The following is a 20,075-nucleotide window of genomic DNA, read 5'->3' as shown; positions in this document are numbered from 1 at the left end:
ACACGGTAAAATTAGCATTATTTGCTTAATTCTGTCGGTAAGTACAAGAATAATTGAAAGGATAAAACAAATTGCGGTGATTCAATCACCGCTTTTTTGTAAATTGTTGAAAATTAACGACACCGAATTAACACAAAATCTTTCACCTGTTGTTGCTGGTCCATCGTTAAAAACGTGACCTAAATGGCTATCACAAACCGCACAACGGATCTCCGTACGTGTCATTCCGTGACTCAGATCCTCAATAAATCGGATCGCTTTGCTATTTAAAGGAGCATCAAAGCTTGGCCATCCACAACCAGAATCGTATTTGTTTTCTGATTGAAATAAGGGTGCTTCGCAACACGTACAGTGATAAACTCCGGACTCTCGATTATGTAACAACTTACCACTAAATGGCGCCTCTGTTCCTTGCGTCCGGCATACCCTAAACGCCTCTTCCGACAAGCACTCACGCCAGTAATCATCAGGTTTTACTAGTTTTTTTGGTTCAATTTCCATTCTCTTCCCCCTACGTATTTTTTTGTTATTATTTTCTTAAATTTCGTTAAATACTTGCGTTCGATAGACTTTGTAGCACATACTTTCTCACCATGATAGAGTGACAAAAACTGACTTGCTCAGTTTTGTCCTTCCCTTATTTTACGACATAGTTGGGAATAAGATTTCAAATTCAGTGCAAAAGATAGTCATTTGAGACTAATTGTGAAGAAAAGCGTCGCTTTTTTTTGACATTAAACAAGTTAAGTCCGATTATCACTTGCAGATTGTTACTGGATTATGTAATTTTACTACCAGTTATCTTTAATCAGAAATTAAGTTGTGGAGCAGCTATAATGACTATCAAAGTTGGTATTAACGGTTTTGGCCGTATCGGTCGATTCGTATTCCGTGCAGCGCAAGAGCGCAATGACATCGAAGTTGTAGGTATTAATGACCTTATCGACGTAGAATACATGGCTTACATGCTAAAGTACGATTCAACTCACGGCCGTTTCAACGGTACTGTTGAAGTTGAAGGCGGTAACCTAATCGTTAACGGTAAAACTGTACGTGTAACTGCAGAGCGCAACCCTGAAGATCTTAAGTGGGATGCAATCGGCGTTGACGTAGTAGCAGAAGCTACAGGCCTATTCCTAGACGACGCAACTGCACGTAAGCACATCACTGCTGGCGCGAAGAAAGTTGTTCTAACTGGTCCTTCGAAAGACGCAACTCCAATGTTCGTAATGGGCGTTAACGACGCAACTTACGCAGGTCAAGACATCGTTTCTAACGCTTCTTGTACTACTAACTGTCTAGCTCCTATCGCTAAAGTACTAAACGACAACTTCGGTATCGTTTCAGGCCTTATGACGACAGTTCACGCTACTACAGCAACTCAAAAAACTGTAGATGGTCCTTCAGCTAAAGACTGGCGCGGTGGTCGTGGTGCTTCTCAGAACATCATCCCATCATCAACTGGTGCAGCTAAAGCAGTAGGCGTTGTTCTTCCTGAGCTAAACGGCAAACTAACTGGTATGGCTTTCCGCGTACCAACTGCAAACGTTTCTGTAGTTGACCTAACGGTTAACCTAGAAAAAGGCGCTTCTTACGAAGTTATCTGTGCAGCAATGAAAGCAGCATCAGAAGGTCCTCTAAAAGGCGTTCTTGGTTACACTGAAGATGCAGTAGTATCTCAAGATTTCATCGGCGAAGTTCAAACTTCAGTATTCGATGCTAAAGCTGGTATCGCACTAACTGACAACTTTGTTAAAGTTGTATCTTGGTACGATAACGAAATCGGCTACTCAAACAAAGTTCTAGACCTAATCGCACACATCTCTAAGTAATCATTACTTAGATAGCGTTTAGCGAGACTTTTCTTTGAGAAAAATCGTGAAAAAAGGCGGCTCTTGAGTCGCCTTTTTAGTATCTGCAATTCCGTCGTTTTAACATCATTTATTACATAAGGACTTGATTAATGAATTTAGTCTCTCTTCCAGCGATAGCCGTTTTATCCGACAACGTTACTATCGTGCAAAAAGACCAAGTTAAAATTGTTCGCATTATCCATGACAAAGCAACTGCGGGTATAGCATTGCATGGCGGACACCTTGTTTCCTATCAACCAACCGGACAACAAGATCTGATTTGGATGAGTGAACAAGCCATTTTTGATGGTAAAAAAGCGCTACGTGGTGGCATTCCAGTCTGTTGGCCATGGTTCGGTCGTATTGCTGCTCCTGCACATGGTTTTGCCCGTACATCACAATGGGAACTGGTTGAACATCGTGAAAACGAACACGGTGTGATTGTCGAACTCGCCCTACTTCCAAGTAAAGATACTCACCAATTGTGGCCACACATGTTTGACGTAAGCTTATTAGTTGAAGTTGGTGATGAACTGAAAGTTACTCTGAAAGTTATCAACATTGATGATGAAGCATGGACTTTCTCTGGCGCACTACACACATACTTAAACGTGGCTGATATTCTGCAAACTGAAACCACGGGTATGGGGACACAATATCTCGATAGCCTTCAAGATGACAAAGTATGCCAAGGCGGCGATACACTGGTATTAACAGATACGATTGACCGCGTGTACACTCAACCTGAAGCGCTAATTAAAATCGAAGATAAAGTGCTTAATCGCACCTTAACTGTGGAAAACCAAGGTCACAATGCAGCTGTATTGTGGAACCCGTGGTCCGAAGGTGCGCAAAGTATGGGTGATATGCAAGACGATGGCTACCAAACTATGTTTTGCGTAGAGTCGACGATTCACGCGCCGACTATTGAACAAGGAATCACATTGCAACCCAGCGAGAACTATGAACTCGTCACCGTGATTGCAGCCCAATAGTAATACCAAAGAGCCAGCTAAATATGCTGGCTCTTTTGTAGCCTTCGGTTTCTTGTTAGACTCTGCCGCCTAAATTCATCTGCTGAGCTTGTTATGTCTTATCAATGCCCTCTTTGTCATTCATCGCTTTCTTTTACTGAACGCACTTATCGTTGTAGTAATAACCACAGTTTCGACCTTGCAAAAGAAGGTTACGTTAACTTGATGCCGGTGCAACACAAGCGATCTAAAGATCCAGGTGACAATAAAGAGATGATGCAGGCTCGTCGTCGCTTCCTTGAGAAAGATTACTATCTACCGATGAAACAAACCGTCGCGAAAATATGCACCGAATACCTGCTAGGTACGAGTCATCAATTGCTTGATATTGGCTGTGGCGAAGGTTATTACACCGATGAAGTCGCAACTCATCTATCTCAACAGTTACCTAGCGCGCAAGTGTTTGGGTTAGACATTTCCAAAATCGCAATTCGCTATGCAGCAAAACGCTACTTGAACTGTCAATTTAGTGTTGCCTCTAGCCACCGCTTACCATTTTCAGATCAAAGTTTAGATGCCATTTTACGTATCTACGCACCATGTAAAGCCGAAGAACTCGCACGTTGTTTAAAAACCGGCGGAATTGTCGTTACCGTAACGCCTGCTGGTCGTCACTTATATCAACTGCGTGAACACATCTATCAAGATGTACGACTCCACAGTGAAGATGCCGAAGAGTTAGAGGGTTTCACTTTAGAGCATGAGAAAAAGCTTAACTATATGATGGCATTGGCGCCGAATGATGGTTTTGATCTGCTACAAATGACACCTTTTGCATGGAAAGCAAGCGATGAGCTACGTGACACGCTTAAAACAGCAGACCATTTCGATTGCGAAGCAGACTTTATGATCCGTATCTATCGAAAGTTGTAATCAAAACCAATGAAAAATTGAAACTTACGGGAGCCTTATTTACTCTTTAGAAAAGAAATAGGGCTTTTTTATGTTCAAAAATCGACTACTGACTCTTGTTATCGGGCTGCCTTTATTGGGCTGCGCCTCCTCCGTATCAACTGATACAGAGAATACGCCTACCAGTTTTTACGATTACCAGCTTTATACTCCTAGAGCAAAGCCCATCTCACTGGCGCAATTTACCCAATTGACCGCCTCAGCCGATGTTATCCTTATTGGCGAGTGGCACACCCACACAGGTATCCACCGATTTCAAAGCGACTTCCTGCGGCAAACCTATATAAACAACCCTACTGTTGCGCTATCCATGGAGCAGTTTTCCCGCGATAAACAGGCTGTCGTTGATCAATACTTAGCTGCGGAAATTGGCGAACAACCACTAATAGATCAAGGAAATGCGTGGCAAAATTACCAAAGTGATTATCGACCTCTGATCGAGTATTCAAAAAGCAATCACATTGATGTTATCGCCGCCAATGCACCACGGAAAATCATACGCTGCATTGCACGCCAAGGTAGCTCCTATTTAGAGACATTACCGCCATTGCAACGCGCTTGGGTAGCGAAAGACATCTATACACAAAATTCTCCCTACAAAACACGTTTTATGGCTTCAATGCATCATGGAGAAGCTGAGCAAACTGAAAAGCAATTTGTCGCACAAGTGACTTGGGATGAGACCATGGCTGAAAGTATCGTTAGCTATCTCACAAGTCATCCTGAACATCAGGTAATACACATAGCCGGTAAGTTTCATGTACAAGATGGCTTGGGAATTAAAGCATCAATATTGCGCCGAGCATCGAACCTTAATGTCATCGTCGTGACACCAAAATCGGAATTAAACTCTAGCGGCAGTGATTATCAGTTACATGTTCTACCTCCGCCAATTCAATACGTTACCCAAGAGAATCGAATCAAAGCCTACCAATCTCTTATCCATCAAACCAGCGCTATTGAGTGTGAATGAAGTCCTTATTTGCGCCCGTTATTCCACGAACATAATATCAATTTGAACTAAATTTCATCTAAGCTCGAAGTTGGCTCAATTTTTGCTCTTAAAACATTCATTAATTGAGCGAATATTTCACACAAGTTTTTTACTCTCCGGTCGATACAATGACTGAGGAATATTAGAGGAGACTTTTATGACACCAGTAGGAATGGAGCCAGCGAAACTGACGCCAACCCAGCAGGTCAAACCTCAAGCCAAACCTGCAGAAGCGGCAACAAGCCCTGCTCCTCTTAAGGTAGAGCAAAATACAGTTACACTTTCTGAGGAAGGCAAAGCGCTCCTTGCCGCACTGCAAGAAATCGAAAAAGAAAGTGCACAAGGTAAAACAGTCAGTGACAAAGTGGAATCTTTTGCCCACGGTGCTCTTGGAATGGATCACCCTGATACGATTAAAGAAGAAGAAGACGACTCGTACTCTGCAGGGCAATTTGTTTCCGCAGCGGCAACGGTTGGCGGTCTATTATTAATGCTTGTCTGATCCTTGTGGTCAGGCAAATTATCATCTCGAAAAAACTTTAATCCTCACGGTAAAATCTGCTGTTTGTCACACTGATGCATCAGCACACATAATGACAATATAATGGTCTTTATGGATGAAATGCACCGTGAAAAAATCTTTCTCACTAATAGATAAACCCACCTTTTTTGGCGCTATCGCGCTACTCCTTTCTATCGTAATTCCTTTAATACTTTTCCCTGTTGAAGGGGCTGAGTGGATTGCCATAGCAAAAACCTTTATGACCGACAAACTCGGTTTCCTTTATCTCGCACTCGGCATTAGCGCTTTATTCTTTATGATTTACGTCATCTTCAGTGACATGGGGCAAATCAAGCTAGGTGAAGCAGATGAGAAGCCAGAGTTCTCGACAATGTCTTGGGCTGCCATGCTATTTTGTGGCGGTATCGGCGCAAGTATTCTTTACTGGGGCTGCATTGAATGGGCATATTACTACCAATCACCACCATTTCAGCTAGAACCAGGTAGTGAAGAGGCGGTCCGCTGGGCAGCAACTTACGGTCTTTTCCACTGGGGTCCGATAGCTTGGTCAATCTATCTTATTCCAGCGCTGCCGATTGCTTATTTCTTCTATGTTCGTAAACAACCAGTATTAAAGGTTTCCAGTGCGCTGATGCCGGTATTAGGTGAAGAGCGCAGTAAAGGAACCGTAGGTAAAATTATTGATGTGTTATTTATTTTTGGTCTACTTGGCGGCGCAGCAACCAGCTTAGGTTTGGCTGCACCACTGATTGGTGAAGGCTTACATTACTTGTTTGGTATGCCCAAAAATACCATGAGCCAAGTACTTGTACTGTTAGTCTGTACTGCCATATTTGCCTACTCCTCTTATGCTGGTCTTGAGAAAGGCATCAAGATCCTCAGTAACATTAACTTCTGGGGCGCAATGGGCCTACTGGCATTTGTATTGATCGCCGGCCCAACCATATTCATGCTTGAAACCGGTCTGGATTCCATCGGACGCATGCTATCGAACTTCTTTGTAATGGCGACTTGGGCGGAACCATTTGGCGGATACGGCTCATTTGAAAACACCCACTTCCCTCAAGATTGGACGATTTTTTACTGGGCTTGGTGGTTAGTATTTGCGCCTAGTATGGGTTTATTTGTTGCGCGTATTTCTCGTGGGCGTACTATCAAACAAATGGTGGCCGGTTCGATTTTCTTTGGATCATTGGGCTGTTTCCTATTCTTTATGATCCTTGGTAACTACGGTCTTTCCTTGCAGCTTTCTGGTGAGCTCGATGTGGTGGGAATTTTAAATAGTGACGGCGCAACCAAAGCCATTTTCTCAATGCTTGAAACATTACCAATGGGCACTTTGGTTATCGCTGTATTTACCATTCTTTGTATTATTTTTACGGCAACAACCTTCGACTCGATCTCATACATATTAGCTTCAGTAGTACAAAACAATGTAACTGAAGAGCCAATGCGTTGGAACCGTATGTTCTGGGCGTTCACACTGTCATTCTTGCCAACTGTGTTGATGTTTATGGGCGGTTTGAGCACTTTACAAACCGCAGCTATCGTTGGTGGTCTACCATTATTGGTTATTGCTGTGATGCTGATGATTTCAGCGGTACGCGCGACCTCACTCGACTTACGCCATCAAGATGCCTACGTGGAACCAACCATTAACATTGAAGAATTACCAGATGTCGATCCTTGGTCATCAGAAGGCATGGCACTTGCTCGCTTTGAAAAAGCTCGCGATACCGCACAAGAAGCAGCTGAAGCTGAGCGTCTTTCAATGAGCGAACTAATGCAAGTTCGTAAGCGTATTCGCGCATTCGCGCTTGAGCACAGTCTTGATGAAAACTATTCTGATCATCATTTACCACAAGAACTTCAAGATGCGCTGCAAAAAGCGTTGGATAATTTAACCAAGGCTCAAGAATACAAACAACAAGCCTCTGATCTTTCTCAACAAGCTAGGATTGATTTCAATAGCATTATTCCAAGCACATAAATAGATTGAAACCTTCTTCTCCATCCCTAAGTCAAAGCCCACTCTTGTGGGCTTTTTATCATTCACCGCATATAAATGATAATTAAAATCAATGAATTGTGAATTATTTGTTACTGTAACTTATCTGTCATGGTGAGCTGATGTACTAAGCCCGCTTTTCAAATAAAGGACAATACAATGAAGCGCTTACTTACCTCTGTTGCGGTTGCTGCCGCAGCTAGTTCTTTCACTTTCAGTGCCGCGTCTGCTGAAATAAAAAACGTGATCTTAATGATTGGCGATGGTATGGGACCTCAACAAGTCGGTCTATTAGAAACCTACGCAAACCAAGCTCCTAACTCTATTTACCAAGGACGCACCACCGCGCTATTTAAGCTTGCTGATGAAGGCGTGATCGGCTCATCGCTTACTCATCCTGAAGATGCGATTGTGGTTGATTCTGCCTGCTCAGCAACCATGCTAGCAACCGGTCAATACACCGCATCAGAAGTGATTGGTATTGATGCTCAAGGTAACCATGTAGAAACCGTACTTGAAAAAGCCAAGAAGCTTGGTAAAGCCACAGGTTTGGTTTCTGACACTCGTTTAACTCACGCCACCCCTGCAGCTTTTGCTGCCCACCAACCGCATCGCTCATTGGAAAACGACATCGCTTCCGACATGTTGGCGAATAATGTTGACGTGATGCTATCGGGCGGGCTTCGTCACTGGATCCCGAAATCGACCAATGACAAAGGCGATACCTATAACGCTTTACAGACTCTTACCCAAGGCGACGTGTACTTAAAGTCGAAACGTAAAGATGAGCGCAATTTAGTACTGGAAGCGAAGGATGCGGGCTATGGTCTTGCCTTCAACCGTCAAATGCTAGAAAGCGCCCAAGGTGACAAGCTACTTGGATTGTTTGCCTATTCGGGTATGGATGACGGAATCGCCTATAGCGCTAATAAAAAAAATCCAGAGCGCTCTCAACCTTCCCTTGAAGAGATGACAGTGAAAGCATTAGAGATCCTTTCCAAAGATAAAGATGGTTTCTTCTTAATGGTTGAAGGCGGTCAAATTGATTGGGCTGCGCATAGCAATGATGCGGGAACCATGTTGCACGAAATGATCAAATTCGACCAAACAGTCAACTCTGTTTATGAATGGGCAAAAGGTCGTGATGACACGCTGATCATCGTCACTGCGGACCATGAAACTGGATCATTTGGTTTTAGTTACTCTTCTTCTGAACTGCCAAAACCACAGAAGCGTTCAGGCGAAGCGTTTAAAGATCGCGCATATGCGCCGAACTTTAATTTTGGTCAGTTCGCGATTCTTGATGGACTCTACAATCAGAAAAAGAGCTACTACGGTATGATCAGTGAGTTCCAGAAACTGGATAAAGCTGAGCAAACGCCACAAAAACTTGCGGAAATCGTCAATGCAAACAGTGCATTTCCTATTACTGCCGAACAAGCTAGCAACGTGCTGAAAAGCAAACCAAACCCTTATCGTCTAGCTAAGCATAAATATTTGGACGAAAAAGAAGTTCCGGCTATCAACGACTTCGATGCATTCTTCCCATACAACGATCGCGGTAACCTTCTCGCTCGTGAACAAGCAACCCTACAAAATACCGTCTGGGGTACAGGTACTCACACCCATACGCCAGTTAACGTTTTTGCATGGGGACCAGCAGAAGAAATCTTACCCGTTTCAAAAATCATGCATCACTCCGAATTGGGTGATTATCTAATGACGCAAGTGAAGTAATTCACCACCATAGAAAGACCAAAGCGCCTCTGATACCTGAGCAGGGCGCTTTTTTTGTCACACGATTTGCAGACTTTATGCTTCCTTCTTATCCACCATATGCAAATGTACGTCTTGCTGTGGGAAAGGAATCGAAATACCCTCTCGATCAAAGCGCAGCTTTACTTCTTTGGTCACATCCCAATACACATCCCAATAGTCTTCAGTTTTTACCCAAGGACGAACAATAAAGTCGATAGAAGACGTATTCAATGTATGCACTTTGATCATCGGTTCAGGCGCCCGCAGTACCGCTGAATGTGACGTAATTATGTCTAATAATACCGACTCAGCATGTAATAGATCATCGTTATAGCCAATACCAAACACCATATCAACACGACGAATACGCTCATGAGTCACGTTCTTAATCACGTCTCCCCAAATCTTACTGTTTGGCACAATAATGATCTGGTTATCAAAGGTACGAATCGTGGTGTTAACTAAGCTCATATGACTCACCTTGCCATCAACTCCACCGGCATAAACAAAATCCCCCACATCAAACGGGCGATAAATCAGTAGCATCATACCTGCAGCAAAATTAGATAATGTATCTTGCAAGGCAAAACCGATGATGACACCAGCAATACCGAAACCGGTTAGGATTGGCGCAAGATTCAAACCTATCTGCGACAAACCCACCATGATACCGACAACCCAAACCGCTTTGCCCGACATTGAGACAAAGAAATCCTGCATCAACTGAGACATCTTAAGATTTTTCGACGAGACAGTTTTCGTCACTATCTTACGCGCAATACTCGCTAACCCTTTGGCTATGAGTAGAATAATCACAAAGATCATCAGCTCAAAAAGGTGCTGCGGCGCGTTATCCACCAGCCAGTCAAACGCGTTCGTCGACCAATTAGTGATAATGGCTAAGATAACCTGCGTATTGAGTAAGTCATGGGTGATGTTGCCTGTCACTTCAAATGCCAAGCGTTTATATTCAGAGGTTTCCAAACCAAGGTGATCACCAATGGTGATCAAATCCCGCATGCTCTGGGTGGCGCTATCTAAACGCTGTTTAATAATCAGTTGGTTGAGTTGTATGCTCGCTTTTTCCGATTCAGGGCTACTCGCAAGTTGAGTGGCGGCAAATTCACCCTGTTGGCTAAAGTACTCTACCGACGCTGAGAGCAATCGCAAACGGGTATTGGTGGCATCACGTAAAGATTCTTCAAGCTTCGGATCTGTCTTATCAAGCTCTTTTAACCAATTGAGGTTTTGCCAGCTCGCTTGATAAGTGGTATCGAGATAATGTTGCAGCTCTCTGTATTGATTGAGCAAGGATAACTTATCTTCGGTTTTTGCCTCATTAATTTGCTCATTAAGCTGCTTTATTTTGTCATCAAGATACTTCCTCGCACCTTGAGAGTACTTGATTTGCTGCTGTATCTGTTTAAGCAATACCGATTTACTTAAACTTTCATGATTAACAGCAACAGCCAACTGACTACGTAAATCTTCGTTTTTTTGAAAAAGTTGCAACTGAATCGCATCGCGATCATCGCCGGTTGCGGAAACCAAGCTCTGAGAAAGATCGACAATATCTTGATTGATTAATTCGATCGCCAATTCAGCTTTAGAGGATTGTGGAGCGACATTTTCCGCTTGAGCGGCTACGGCGAAACAAAATAAGCTAATGACAAGAGCAAGATAGAAATTCTTGCTGAATATGAACGACATACAAACCTCACTTACAAAGCTAACAATGCGAGCCTAGCAGCAAATATCGCTTGCTGCATCAGAAAACCGTTAAAGGTAAGTGTAGTGCTGATGTGGAATGTGAACAGTACGCCAATCGTGAAAACTGCGGATTAATATTTAAAATCGACCAGATAAAAAAGCTTACCGAAGTAAGCTTTTTTATCACGTGAGTATAATCAGGTCTTTACCAAACTGAATTAAGCCGTCGCAAGCTCTCTCAACAAGGTAAATGCCTGGCTAGCCATTTGATCGGTTGCGACAAAACCAATCGGTTTGTTTCCACTATCGTAGGCTTTTGCCACCATACCCTGTGGTTGTGTCTCTATCTGCCAATGCGCAATGGCGTGACCTGAGGTTACACCCGCCAATTGGATTGGGTAGCTAGGCGTTTTAACTTTCACCATCATGGTCGGTAATACCACCTTGGTTGTTGTACCTAATAGGGTTTTTGCCAACGCATTAGCGCTCAACAAGATGGGTTGAAGATAAGAGCGCACTTCGCCCATCAACTCAGCGCAATCGCCTAACGCATAAATATCCGCCACTGATGTTTGCAGGGTTTGGTCTACCACAATACCTTTGTTGACCAATACCCCCGCAGACTGAGCTAAGTCAGTATTGGCTCTCAAGCCAGCACACACGACAACTTCATCCACTTCAAGTAGTTGACCATTACTCAACTCAACATGATGTTTATTGTTGAGCTGGTTTATTTGCTCGACTATCACGCCTGTCTGAATATCAATACCCTTAATAAGTAAATGCTGCTGTAGCTTAAATCCAATCAAATCAGGCAATTGATTTGCCATCAAAGTCGAAGCGGGCTCAATCAATGCAACACTTTTACCCGCATTAGCCAAATCTAAAGCAATTTCAACCCCGATCAAGCCACCACCTAACACCATCACTCGCTGCGCATCATTAAGTGAATCATGATGATTCGCAAATTCTTCCAAGCTGTTAAGTGTACGCATACATTCAACACCGTTGCCCTTAATCGGTGGAATGAACGCGCTAGCACCAGTAGCCAATACTAGCTTGGCATAATGAATGGGCTCACCATTCACCACCACGCAGCGAGCCTGTGCATCGATGCTTTCTACCTTCGAACGACTCAGCAGTGTGAATTTCTGCTGTTGAGCAAACTCATCACCGGTTGCCACAATCAGATCATTTTTATTTTGAGCTTTGGAAAATACATGGCTTAAATCAGGCTTGTTATAGTCATGCCCATCATCTGCGGTAATCACACAGATATTTGTATCACTATCTAGGCGACGGATCGCTTTGACCAGTTGATAGGCAGCAAATCCACTGCCTACGATAACAATCGGATCAGACATTACGCCACATCCTGTTTATTGTGAGGAACAAAAACATCCTTACCTAAATTACACTCAGGGCATAAGAAGTAGTCCGGTACTTCGGACCAAGGCGTACCTACTTCTACGCCTTGATTTGGCTCGCCTACTTGAGGGTCGTAAACCCAGTTGCAAACAGTACAAATCATGCATTGGCAATCAGGTCCATGCTCCGACCCCACACTCTTTGTTACTTCAATATCTATAGCTTTGGGCTCTGATTTTGGCTGGGTAATTAACCCCTTCATAGGCTCTACATTTAGCTCGCCAAGCGCCCAAAGTTTAGCGACACGTTGACCATGTTCACGACAAACTCTTAGTGCTTTACCATCCGGTTTCCATTTCGCTTTCAGCCCTTCAACCATTTGAAAGCCCGCATCGGTTAAGCGTGAATGAATACGGTCCACCGCACCACCGTTCCAGCCATAACTACCAAATGCACCCGCTTTTTTCTCTTTAAAACGTAAACCAGTGATCTCTTCTAGCATGCCGGCCACTTTTGGCATCATGACGTTATTCATAGTTGATGAGCCAACTAATACACCTTTCGAACGAAAGACATTCGCCAAAATCTCATTTTTATCATGACGAGAAACATTAAAGACTTTCACCGCCACGCCAGGATCAACGTCATGAATACCCTGAGCAATCGCGTCAGCCATCATGCGAGTATTATTAGACATTGAATCATAGAAAATCGTAATGCGGTCTTCTTGGTAGCTATCCGCCCACTCTAAATATTTTTCAATAATTTGTGCTGGGTTATCTCGCCAAACAATACCGTGTGAAGTCGCGATCATATCAACAGGAAGATTAAAGCTCAGTACTTCATGAATTTTCGCCGTAACTAGACTACTAAATGGGGTTAGGATATTTGAGTAATAACGTAGACATTGGTCCATCAACTCAGTTTGGTCTACCTCATCATTGAACAAGCGTTCATCACAGTAGTGCTGACCAAACGCATCGTTACTAAACAGAACCGCATCCCCAGTTAGGTAGGTCATCATGCTGTCAGGCCAATGCAGCATAGGCGCTTCAACAAACACGAGTTGCTTGCCGTTACCAATATCTAACGAGTCCCCAGTTTTAACGGTTTTAAAGTTCCATTCAGGATGATGGTGGTGCCCAACAATAGAATCAATTGCCGCTTCCGTGCAATAAATTGGCGTATTGGGAATACGAGCCATTAAATCAGATAAAGCGCCTGAGTGATCTTCTTCGGCGTGATTAATAACAATGTAATCAATCGAATTGAGATCGATTTCCATCTCTAGATTTTGAATAAACTGATGGCTAAAACGATGATCTACCGTGTCGATCAACACAGTTTTCTCTTCGCGGATGAGATAGCTGTTGTAACTGGTACCTTTAGTAATTTTATATTCAGTGCCATGGAAGTCTTGAACTTCCCAGTCGCGTTGTCCTACCCAGTGAATGTTGTTTTTTACATGAATTGTCATCGTACTACCTACTATTCTTTGCAATTTGATGTCTGTGTGACTAAAGATTCTTTTTCCTATATTGCTAAGAACGTGCCAGAAATATAATTACTTAATATTCAAATAGATAAGAAAAATCACCCTTTATTAATTATCGTAACGATAATAAAACATTTGTGTTATTGAGATAATAAATTATCATTTTGATAATGAACGATGATTAGTGAAGGACAAAGGATGGAACACTACCGTAACGAGTGGCTACAAGTTGCGCTGGACATTACATCTGGCATTTCAGAGCAAGATAGGTTTGAGCGACTACTGGCAACAGTACGCAACATGCTTCAATGTGATGCTTCAGCATTACTGCTTTATAAAGAACAGAATTTCATTCCGCTCGCAATCAATGGCTTAAGCCAAGATGTGCTCGGAAGGCGTTTTGCCGTAGAGCAACACCCTAGATTTGAAGCCATCGCTCGCGCAGGCGATATTGTGCGATTCCCAACCGACAGTGATCTGCCCGATCCTTACGATGGTTTAATTCCTAATCATAGTGACAACTTAGAAGTGCACGCTTGTATTGGTCTTCCTCTGCTACACAATGAGCGCTTAATTGGTGCGGTGACCATTGATGCCTTTGACCCTAAGCAGTTTGAACAATTCGATGACAATAACCTAAGGCTGATCAGTGCGTTGGCTTCTAATAGCTTGCATACCGCTTTGCTGGTTGAGAAATTGGAAAAAGGATCTGAATTCAGCCCAACTTCAACTAAAAGCAAAAGATTTAGTTCAGACAAACATGGCATCATCGGCGAGTCGACAAGCATGCTTGAATTAAAGTCTCATATTGAAGCCGTCGCTCAAACTGACCTGTCGGTATTAGTGATGGGAGAAACTGGGGTCGGTAAAGAGTTAGTCGCCCACTCTATCTACAGCCAATCTAAACGCCATGACACCCCATTTGTTTATTTAAACTGTGCTGCGCTTCCTGAGTCGGTTGCAGAAAGTGAGTTATTTGGGCATATCAAGGGAGCATTTACTGGTGCGATAAGTAACCGAAAAGGCAAATTTGAACTGGCTGATAAAGGCACTCTATTTCTTGACGAGGTCGGAGAGTTGTCACTTGCTCTACAAGCAAAACTGTTGCGTGCTCTGCAGTATGGTGACATTCAACGCGTGGGGGATGATCGACAGATCAAGGTCGATGTAAGGATTATTGCCGCTACTAACCGAGAATTACACCAAGAAGTAAAAACCGGACAATTCCGCGCCGACCTTTATCATCGGCTCAGTGTCTTCCCGATTTTTGTCCCACCTTTAAGAGAGCGCGGTCGAGACGTTATTCTGTTGGCTGGATTCTTTGCTGAACTTTGCCAACACAAGCTCAACGTATCGAGCATACAGTTAGACAGTGGCATTCATACTCAACTGTTGCAATATGCGTGGGATGGTAATGTGCGTGAGTTAGAGCACGCTATTAATCGCGCCGCTGTGATTGCTAAAGCCGAAACGAACCAACCACACTTAGTACTACGCAAACATCATTTCCAATTTAACAATAGCCTAATCACGGATATGACCGCGCCGAAGTATAAAGATAGCCCTGAGCTGATTGGTTTTGATGATTTGACGCTAAAAGAAGCCACGGAGAAGTTCAAGTTAGAATTTGTTCAGCAAGCTTACTTTGAGAACGATCAAAAGCTTTCTGTTACCGCTAAAAAGCTTGGGGTTTACCCTGCCAATTTACATCGCTTACTCAAGCGACTCAGCTTGAAGTAGTGATTCATTATTGGCAGGGGTAACAGAAACACAAAAGGCTTACCTAGTAAGCCTTTCTAGCATCGAATTGAGTCATTGATGATTTATACCCAATAACTTTTTCTCCTGTACATTACGAGGAGAATTTTTAAGCCTTTTTCGCCCAGTCTGGTAAGTTTTGAATATGATTTTGCCAATCCACCACTTCAATTTCGTACACCACTTTATTGCGTACGCTTTCGCCGGCTTTGTGCATGGCTGATTTTGAGCCCGTGATCAATGGGTGCCATTCAGGTAACGGTTCATTTCTCGCTAGTAAACGATATGCACAGGTATGCGGCAGCCACTCGAAGTCTTCAATATCTTCGCGAGTTAGCTTGGTGCAATCCTCATCCGAGGTAAAACGATTTGCGTAATCTTTACATGAACATGTTTTGGTATTTAACCAACTACAGGCAACATTGGTGTAGTAGATTTCATCGCTATCTTCATCCATGAGTTTATGCAGGCAACACTTGCCACAACCATCACAAAGCGCTTCCCATTCTTGGTCGCTCATTTGTTCTAGGGATTTCGTTTGCCAAAATTGTTCGCTCATAGACTCATACTTCGATTCAAAACAGGGAGCGATTTATACCGCTCTCAACTAAGAAGTGCAAGTCTCATACTGAAATAAGCGCTTTTCTCTGAATGTTCTATTCTTAATACGTCATTGACACTTCAACTAAGGAGTATACATGGGCGTAATTTCGTGGATTATTCTTGGCTTGATAGCCGGAGCACTTGCGAAATGGTTAATGCCTGGTGAAGACGGCGGCGGATGGATCGCTACAATGGTACTGGGTATTGCTGGCGCATTTGTCGGTGGCTTTTTAGGTGGCTTGCTTGGCTTTGGCAATGCTGACGGTGTCAACATCGGAAGTATTGTAACTGCGACTTTGGGGGCATTTGTTCTCCTCTTCTTATACAATCGATTTATTCGCAGCTGACTCAAAAACAACCATAGAACAACTTAACTTCTGAGCCCCTTACATGGGGCTTTGTTTTTATACCCAAGTAACTTCAATACTAGTAACAAAAGAAACAATCCTCTAGAATCGCCCCTCTTAAATGTCATTGTCTAAATTTGTTGCCTGCGCACTCAACTACCTTTGAGGGAAAAATCATGACCGCGATTAGTATCGAAGTTTCCAATATCGAAACCTCCGATTGGTCCCCTTGCATCTCTAGCAAACTAAACAGAGGTTGTGGCGCGTGTTGTATTGCCCCATCGATTAGCTCCCCTATCCCTGGAATGCCAAACGGAAAGCCAGCAGGTATCCGCTGTATTCAGTTAAACGAATACAATCTGTGCAAGATATTTGGACAGCCAGACCGTCCTAACGTGTGCTCAGTCTTCAATAGCGATGAGACGATTTGTCACAATGGACCAGAGCGAGCGTTGGAAATACTGCACGATTTAGAACACGTAACGGATTAGATCTACTATCGCAATTCATTTCGATGGCAACGAGTACAGTTACGAGGCTTTGTCATTGGCTTTAGCACTTAGCCTATTCACCATAAAACGCTCGCCCCCCAGAAACACAAAAAGTCGCTCCTAAGAGCGACCTTTTGTGCTTATTTTACCAACTTCAAAAAAGTTGGTTTAATTTGATGCCATCAAATGATGCATCAATTGTTACCCAATTCTCGTAAATATAGGTATATCGTATCTCTCGAAATACCTAACTGATTTGCAACCATCAAAACCGCATCTTTTATCTTAAATATGCCCAATCCATATAGACGTGTAACCACTTCTCGATTACGTTTAGAAGGCGGAATCATCTCGTTTTGCCATACTTCGGTTTGCACCGTATCAATGGTACTTTCTATCGTCTCATCAATATTTCTAGCAAACGTTTCAGGTGACGCGACTTCTGGTTCGTTATCAGTGCGTGGCGGTAATAACGTTTTTAAGAATGACTGTATAGGTGCATCCATATCAACGTTAATACACAACAAACCGATTGGTTTATTTTTTGGGTTTCTTACGATGGTTGTAATAGAGTGTAAGGTCTTGCCGCATGAGGTTTTAGTCAAATACGAGTCAGAAACATCCTTACCCTCTTTTAGTTTCATCAAAGCTAAGTTGGTGATTGGAGCACCTTCACCTCGTTCAGTAACATGACCGTTCGCGATTTTAATAATTGCAGGAGACTCAGCATCAAGGCTGTGGAGCACGACTTCGGTATATTCGCCATACATGCGAGCAATACCATCAACCACATTCTTCATTGAGTAAAGGATATCAAGATCACTTTTAGTCAGTTTCTTTATTTCCAACCTACTTACCTTAGCTTGTTACGATGTTAGGTAGGGCCTGAAAAAAGTCATCAGCAAATTGCTGTATTGAACATACAATCAAGCCCAAGCTCACCATAGTTTTGTCTCTTTGCTTAATATACCTTGATTATTTAACCAAGGTAATTGATTCATCTAACTTTTTCACTAGAAGTTGCAACAAAGCTGGACACTCTCCTTCCTTGAAAACTTATCCAGCAATACATAGGCGTATCTATGTATAGGGGAATCATTCAATTGCTGCACAATTACCCTTCTAGTTGTTCAGTTACTTAATCTAAAAGCAAAAACTGACTTAACTACAGTTTGTGAGCAATTGCTTCAACTTCGATAAGAACACCAAGAGGTAGATCTTTTACTGCAAAACAGCTGCGCGCTGGGCAATCTGTTTTAAAGAAATCCGCGTAAACTTTGTTGAATTCAGCGAAGTCAGAAATGTTTGCTAGGTAGCAAGTAGTTTTTAGCACTGAGTCAATGCTACCGCCGCCAGCTTCAAGAACAAGCTTAAGGTTAGTTAGTGACTGAACGCTCTGCTCAGTGATACCACCTTCAACTACTTTGCCTGTTGCGCCATCTACCGGTAATTGACCAGAAGTGAAGATAAAGTCACCAAAAGATGCACCGTGAGAGTATGGACCGATTGCTACAGGAGCTTGTTCTGCACTGATCACTTTTTTCATGATATTCCTCATATATATTTTATATTTCAATTTAAATTGTTTGAGCAACAACTTATTACCGCGTAATACTCTCAACAAAATATGATTAATACAATCAGCACAGATCACATAATTGGTACAAATTGCGTATAAAAACCCATTTACTCAACTATTTCTTAGTGATTTAGCACTTATTTTGCAGAGAAAAACTAAAATTTAGTTGATGTTTTATCTACTCCTCCGCCATCAAAACTGTCCAGTTTTAATCCTCATTCATGTAAAAATAAGCAAAAACCAGGATTATTGACTATGTTCAGCAGGTACTCTTAAAGAGGATATCGTCGATATGAATAGGTTATTAGCAGAAACTTTTGGCACATTTTGGTTAGTATTAGGCGGATGTGGTAGTGCTGTACTCGCCGCTGGTTTTCCCAATGTAGGTATTGGATTACTCGGCGTCGCACTCGCGTTTGGTTTAACCGTTGTGACTATGGCTTATGCCATTGGGCATATTTCCGGTTGCCACTTAAACCCAGCGATCACCATTGGGCTTTGGGTTGGCGGACGTTTTGATATTAAAGATGTGCTCCCTTATATTGTTGCTCAGGTTATTGGGGGGATTATTGCTGGCGGTATTTTATACATTATCGCTACAGGACAAGCAGGCTTTGATGTTGTGGCTTCCGGATTTGCATCCAATGGTTACGGTGAGCACTCCCCAGGCCAATACTCACTGACTGCCGCCTTAGTGTGTGAAGTCGTCATGACAATGATGTTTCTAATGGTGATTATGGGAGCCACGGATTCACGGGCACCAAAAGGGTTCGCACCATTAGCCATTGGGCTTTGCTTAACGCTAATCCACCTTATTTCTATCCCGGTCACCAATACCTCGGTAAACCCAGCGCGGAGTACTGGCGTGGCTATTTATGTTGGCGATTGGGCCGTAAGTCAACTTTGGTTATTTTGGCTTGCCCCCATTGTAGGTGCCGTGATTGGTGCTTTGCTGTACAAAGTTGTAGCTGGTAGTGATAAGCAGGCATAACTAAAAATAAAGCCGCTAGAAAGCGGCTTTATTAACAATAAACTAGATTTTGTGACGCCCGAGTAAAGAGTGGGATAAAGTCGTACCATCGACCAACTCTAGCTCACCACCGACAGGTACACCATGAGCAATACGGCTCGCGTCAACCTGATGTGCACGGCAAAGTTCAGCGATGTAATGGGCAGTAGCCTCACCTTCTACTGTTGGATTAGTGGCAAGAATCACTTCTGTCACATCATCACGGCGCAGACGATAATCAAGCACATCTAAACCAATATCACTTGGACCGATCCCATCTAACGGAGAAAGATGCCCCATCAATACAAAGTAACGCCCGGAAAACTGACCAGTCGCTTCAACCGCAGCAATATCTGCTGGGCTTTCAACAACACATATTAAGCCGTTTTGCTGGCGCTTAGGGTTGGTACAAATGTGGCAAATATCTTCTTCCGTAAAAGTTCGACATTCACTACAATGACCGATTTCGGTCATTGCTTGGCTTAATGCATCGGCAAGTTGCAATCCGCCTTTTCTATCTCGCTGTAACAAGTGAAAGGCCATACGTTGCGCCGACTTGGGTCCAACCCCAGGTAGACAACGTAAAGCCTCCATCAATTGCTCCAGCATATGACTGGTGCGCATTAACTAACC

General features: G+C 43.0%; 19 protein-coding genes. 11 read left to right on the top strand and 8 right to left on the bottom strand.

Annotated elements, in window-relative coordinates; genetic code table 11:
- Positions 1-81: 81 nt before the first annotated feature.
- Positions 82-501, bottom strand: a complete 420-nt coding sequence (gene msrB, locus L4C38_RS13120) for a peptide-methionine (R)-S-oxide reductase MsrB (RefSeq protein WP_428798008.1) — start codon at positions 499-501, stop codon at positions 82-84.
- 335 nt (positions 502-836) lie between these two features.
- Here msrB and gap point away from each other — a divergent pair, with 335 nt between their 5' ends.
- The 7 genes from gap (at position 837) to L4C38_RS13085 (ending at position 9,061) form a co-directional block, all read left to right on the top strand.
- Positions 837-1,832, top strand: a complete 996-nt coding sequence (gene gap / locus L4C38_RS13115; protein ID WP_428798007.1) for a type I glyceraldehyde-3-phosphate dehydrogenase — start codon at positions 837-839, stop codon at positions 1,830-1,832.
- Positions 1,833-1,963: 131 nt separating this feature from the next.
- Positions 1,964-2,848, top strand: coding sequence for a D-hexose-6-phosphate mutarotase (locus L4C38_RS13110; RefSeq protein ID WP_428798006.1), 885 nt, complete (start codon positions 1,964-1,966; stop codon positions 2,846-2,848).
- 93 nt (positions 2,849-2,941) lie between these two features.
- Complete coding sequence (gene rlmA, locus L4C38_RS13105; RefSeq protein ID WP_428798005.1) at positions 2,942-3,760, top strand: 23S rRNA (guanine(745)-N(1))-methyltransferase; 819 nt, start codon at positions 2,942-2,944, stop codon at positions 3,758-3,760.
- A gap of 70 nt (positions 3,761-3,830) precedes the next feature.
- Positions 3,831-4,772, top strand: a complete 942-nt coding sequence (locus L4C38_RS13100) for a ChaN family lipoprotein (protein WP_428798004.1) — start codon at positions 3,831-3,833, stop codon at positions 4,770-4,772.
- A 178-nt stretch (positions 4,773-4,950) separates the two neighbouring features.
- Positions 4,951-5,295: a hypothetical protein gene (locus L4C38_RS13095; protein ID WP_428798003.1), complete on the top strand. Its 345-nt coding sequence runs from the start codon at positions 4,951-4,953 to the stop codon at positions 5,293-5,295.
- A 127-nt stretch (positions 5,296-5,422) separates the two neighbouring features.
- Entirely contained in the window at positions 5,423-7,306 is a 1,884-nt protein-coding gene (locus tag L4C38_RS13090; RefSeq protein WP_428798002.1) for a BCCT family transporter, read from the top strand.
- 177 nt (positions 7,307-7,483) lie between these two features.
- Positions 7,484-9,061 carry an alkaline phosphatase gene (locus L4C38_RS13085; protein ID WP_428798001.1) on the top strand — a complete coding sequence of 526 codons (1,578 nt, stop codon included), beginning with the start codon at positions 7,484-7,486 and terminating at the stop codon, positions 9,059-9,061.
- Positions 9,062-9,136: 75 nt separating this feature from the next.
- Here the strand turns inward: L4C38_RS13085 and L4C38_RS13080 are convergent, their stop codons facing one another.
- The 3 genes from L4C38_RS13080 to norV form a co-directional block, all read right to left on the bottom strand.
- Complete coding sequence (locus L4C38_RS13080; RefSeq protein ID WP_428798000.1) at positions 9,137-10,792, bottom strand: mechanosensitive ion channel family protein; 1,656 nt, start codon at positions 10,790-10,792, stop codon at positions 9,137-9,139.
- A 218-nt stretch (positions 10,793-11,010) separates the two neighbouring features.
- Complete coding sequence (norW, locus tag L4C38_RS13075; RefSeq protein ID WP_428797999.1) at positions 11,011-12,156, bottom strand: NADH:flavorubredoxin reductase NorW; 1,146 nt, start codon at positions 12,154-12,156, stop codon at positions 11,011-11,013.
- Complete coding sequence (gene norV / locus L4C38_RS13070; protein WP_428797998.1) at positions 12,156-13,637, bottom strand: anaerobic nitric oxide reductase flavorubredoxin; 1,482 nt, start codon at positions 13,635-13,637, stop codon at positions 12,156-12,158. The genes norW and norV overlap by 1 nt, the downstream gene beginning before the upstream one ends.
- 216 nt (positions 13,638-13,853) lie before the next feature.
- On the opposite strand from norV, the gene norR reads away from it, so the two are divergent.
- Positions 13,854-15,395 carry a nitric oxide reductase transcriptional regulator NorR gene (gene norR, locus L4C38_RS13065; RefSeq protein WP_428797997.1) on the top strand — a complete coding sequence of 514 codons (1,542 nt, stop codon included), beginning with the start codon at positions 13,854-13,856 and terminating at the stop codon, positions 15,393-15,395.
- 127 nt (positions 15,396-15,522) lie between these two features.
- On the opposite strand, the gene L4C38_RS13060 is transcribed toward norR, so the two are convergent.
- The gene (locus L4C38_RS13060; protein WP_428797996.1) at positions 15,523-15,972 is read right to left on the bottom strand and encodes a YcgN family cysteine cluster protein; all 450 of its coding nucleotides are present in this window, start codon (positions 15,970-15,972) and stop codon (positions 15,523-15,525) included.
- A gap of 139 nt (positions 15,973-16,111) precedes the next feature.
- Between L4C38_RS13060 and L4C38_RS13055 the strand changes: the two genes are divergently transcribed.
- Positions 16,112-16,363 carry a GlsB/YeaQ/YmgE family stress response membrane protein gene (locus L4C38_RS13055; protein ID WP_428797995.1) on the top strand — a complete coding sequence of 84 codons (252 nt, stop codon included), beginning with the start codon at positions 16,112-16,114 and terminating at the stop codon, positions 16,361-16,363.
- Positions 16,364-16,539: 176 nt separating this feature from the next.
- Positions 16,540-16,854, top strand: a complete 315-nt coding sequence (locus L4C38_RS13050; protein ID WP_428797994.1) for a YkgJ family cysteine cluster protein — start codon at positions 16,540-16,542, stop codon at positions 16,852-16,854.
- Between the two features lie 194 nt (positions 16,855-17,048).
- On the opposite strand, the gene L4C38_RS13045 is transcribed toward L4C38_RS13050, so the two are convergent.
- Positions 17,049-17,702, bottom strand: a complete 654-nt coding sequence (locus L4C38_RS13045; protein ID WP_428797993.1) for a helix-turn-helix transcriptional regulator — start codon at positions 17,700-17,702, stop codon at positions 17,049-17,051.
- A gap of 317 nt (positions 17,703-18,019) precedes the next feature.
- Positions 18,020-18,400: a RidA family protein gene (locus tag L4C38_RS13040; protein WP_428797992.1), complete on the bottom strand. Its 381-nt coding sequence runs from the start codon at positions 18,398-18,400 to the stop codon at positions 18,020-18,022.
- A 325-nt stretch (positions 18,401-18,725) separates the two neighbouring features.
- Here L4C38_RS13040 and aqpZ point away from each other — a divergent pair, with 325 nt between their 5' ends.
- Positions 18,726-19,424: an aquaporin Z gene (gene aqpZ / locus L4C38_RS13035; protein ID WP_428797991.1), complete on the top strand. Its 699-nt coding sequence runs from the start codon at positions 18,726-18,728 to the stop codon at positions 19,422-19,424.
- 42 nt (positions 19,425-19,466) lie between these two features.
- Here the strand turns inward: aqpZ and recR are convergent, their stop codons facing one another.
- On the bottom strand, positions 19,467-20,066 hold the full coding sequence (gene recR / locus L4C38_RS13030) for a recombination mediator RecR (RefSeq protein WP_428797990.1): 600 nt from the start codon (positions 20,064-20,066) through the stop codon (positions 19,467-19,469).
- Positions 20,067-20,075: the final 9 nt, after the last annotated feature.

The organism is Vibrio kasasachensis (assembly GCF_050337565.1).
GTDB lineage: Bacteria > Pseudomonadota > Gammaproteobacteria > Enterobacterales > Vibrionaceae > Vibrio > Vibrio kasasachensis.
Note: the sequence above shows the minus strand (reverse complement) of the source record. Positions and strands in the feature narration are given on the sequence as shown.

Bases quoted from the DNA above. Each gene is read 5' to 3' on its own strand.
- rlmA (WP_428798005.1), top strand. From the start codon at position 2,942: ATGTCTTATCAATGCCCTCTTTGTCATTCATCGCTTTCTTTTACTGAA.
- norW (WP_428797999.1), bottom strand. From the start codon at position 12,156: ATGTCTGATCCGATTGTTATCGTAGGCAGTGGATTTGCTGCCTATCAA.
- msrB (WP_428798008.1), bottom strand. From the start codon at position 501: ATGGAAATTGAACCAAAAAAACTAGTAAAACCTGATGATTACTGGCGT.
- norR (WP_428797997.1), top strand. From the start codon at position 13,854: ATGGAACACTACCGTAACGAGTGGCTACAAGTTGCGCTGGACATTACA.
- L4C38_RS13040 (WP_428797992.1), bottom strand. From the start codon at position 18,400: ATGAAAAAAGTGATCAGTGCAGAACAAGCTCCTGTAGCAATCGGTCCA.
- aqpZ (WP_428797991.1), top strand. From the start codon at position 18,726: ATGAATAGGTTATTAGCAGAAACTTTTGGCACATTTTGGTTAGTATTA.
- L4C38_RS13110 (WP_428798006.1), top strand. From the start codon at position 1,964: ATGAATTTAGTCTCTCTTCCAGCGATAGCCGTTTTATCCGACAACGTT.
- L4C38_RS13050 (WP_428797994.1), top strand. From the start codon at position 16,540: ATGACCGCGATTAGTATCGAAGTTTCCAATATCGAAACCTCCGATTGG.
- L4C38_RS13100 (WP_428798004.1), top strand. From the start codon at position 3,831: ATGTTCAAAAATCGACTACTGACTCTTGTTATCGGGCTGCCTTTATTG.
- recR (WP_428797990.1), bottom strand. From the start codon at position 20,066: ATGCGCACCAGTCATATGCTGGAGCAATTGATGGAGGCTTTACGTTGT.
- norV (WP_428797998.1), bottom strand. From the start codon at position 13,637: ATGACAATTCATGTAAAAAACAACATTCACTGGGTAGGACAACGCGAC.
- L4C38_RS13055 (WP_428797995.1), top strand. From the start codon at position 16,112: ATGGGCGTAATTTCGTGGATTATTCTTGGCTTGATAGCCGGAGCACTT.
- gap (WP_428798007.1), top strand. From the start codon at position 837: ATGACTATCAAAGTTGGTATTAACGGTTTTGGCCGTATCGGTCGATTC.
- L4C38_RS13095 (WP_428798003.1), top strand. From the start codon at position 4,951: ATGACACCAGTAGGAATGGAGCCAGCGAAACTGACGCCAACCCAGCAG.
- L4C38_RS13080 (WP_428798000.1), bottom strand. From the start codon at position 10,792: ATGTCGTTCATATTCAGCAAGAATTTCTATCTTGCTCTTGTCATTAGC.
- L4C38_RS13085 (WP_428798001.1), top strand. From the start codon at position 7,484: ATGAAGCGCTTACTTACCTCTGTTGCGGTTGCTGCCGCAGCTAGTTCT.
- L4C38_RS13060 (WP_428797996.1), bottom strand. From the start codon at position 15,972: ATGAGCGAACAATTTTGGCAAACGAAATCCCTAGAACAAATGAGCGAC.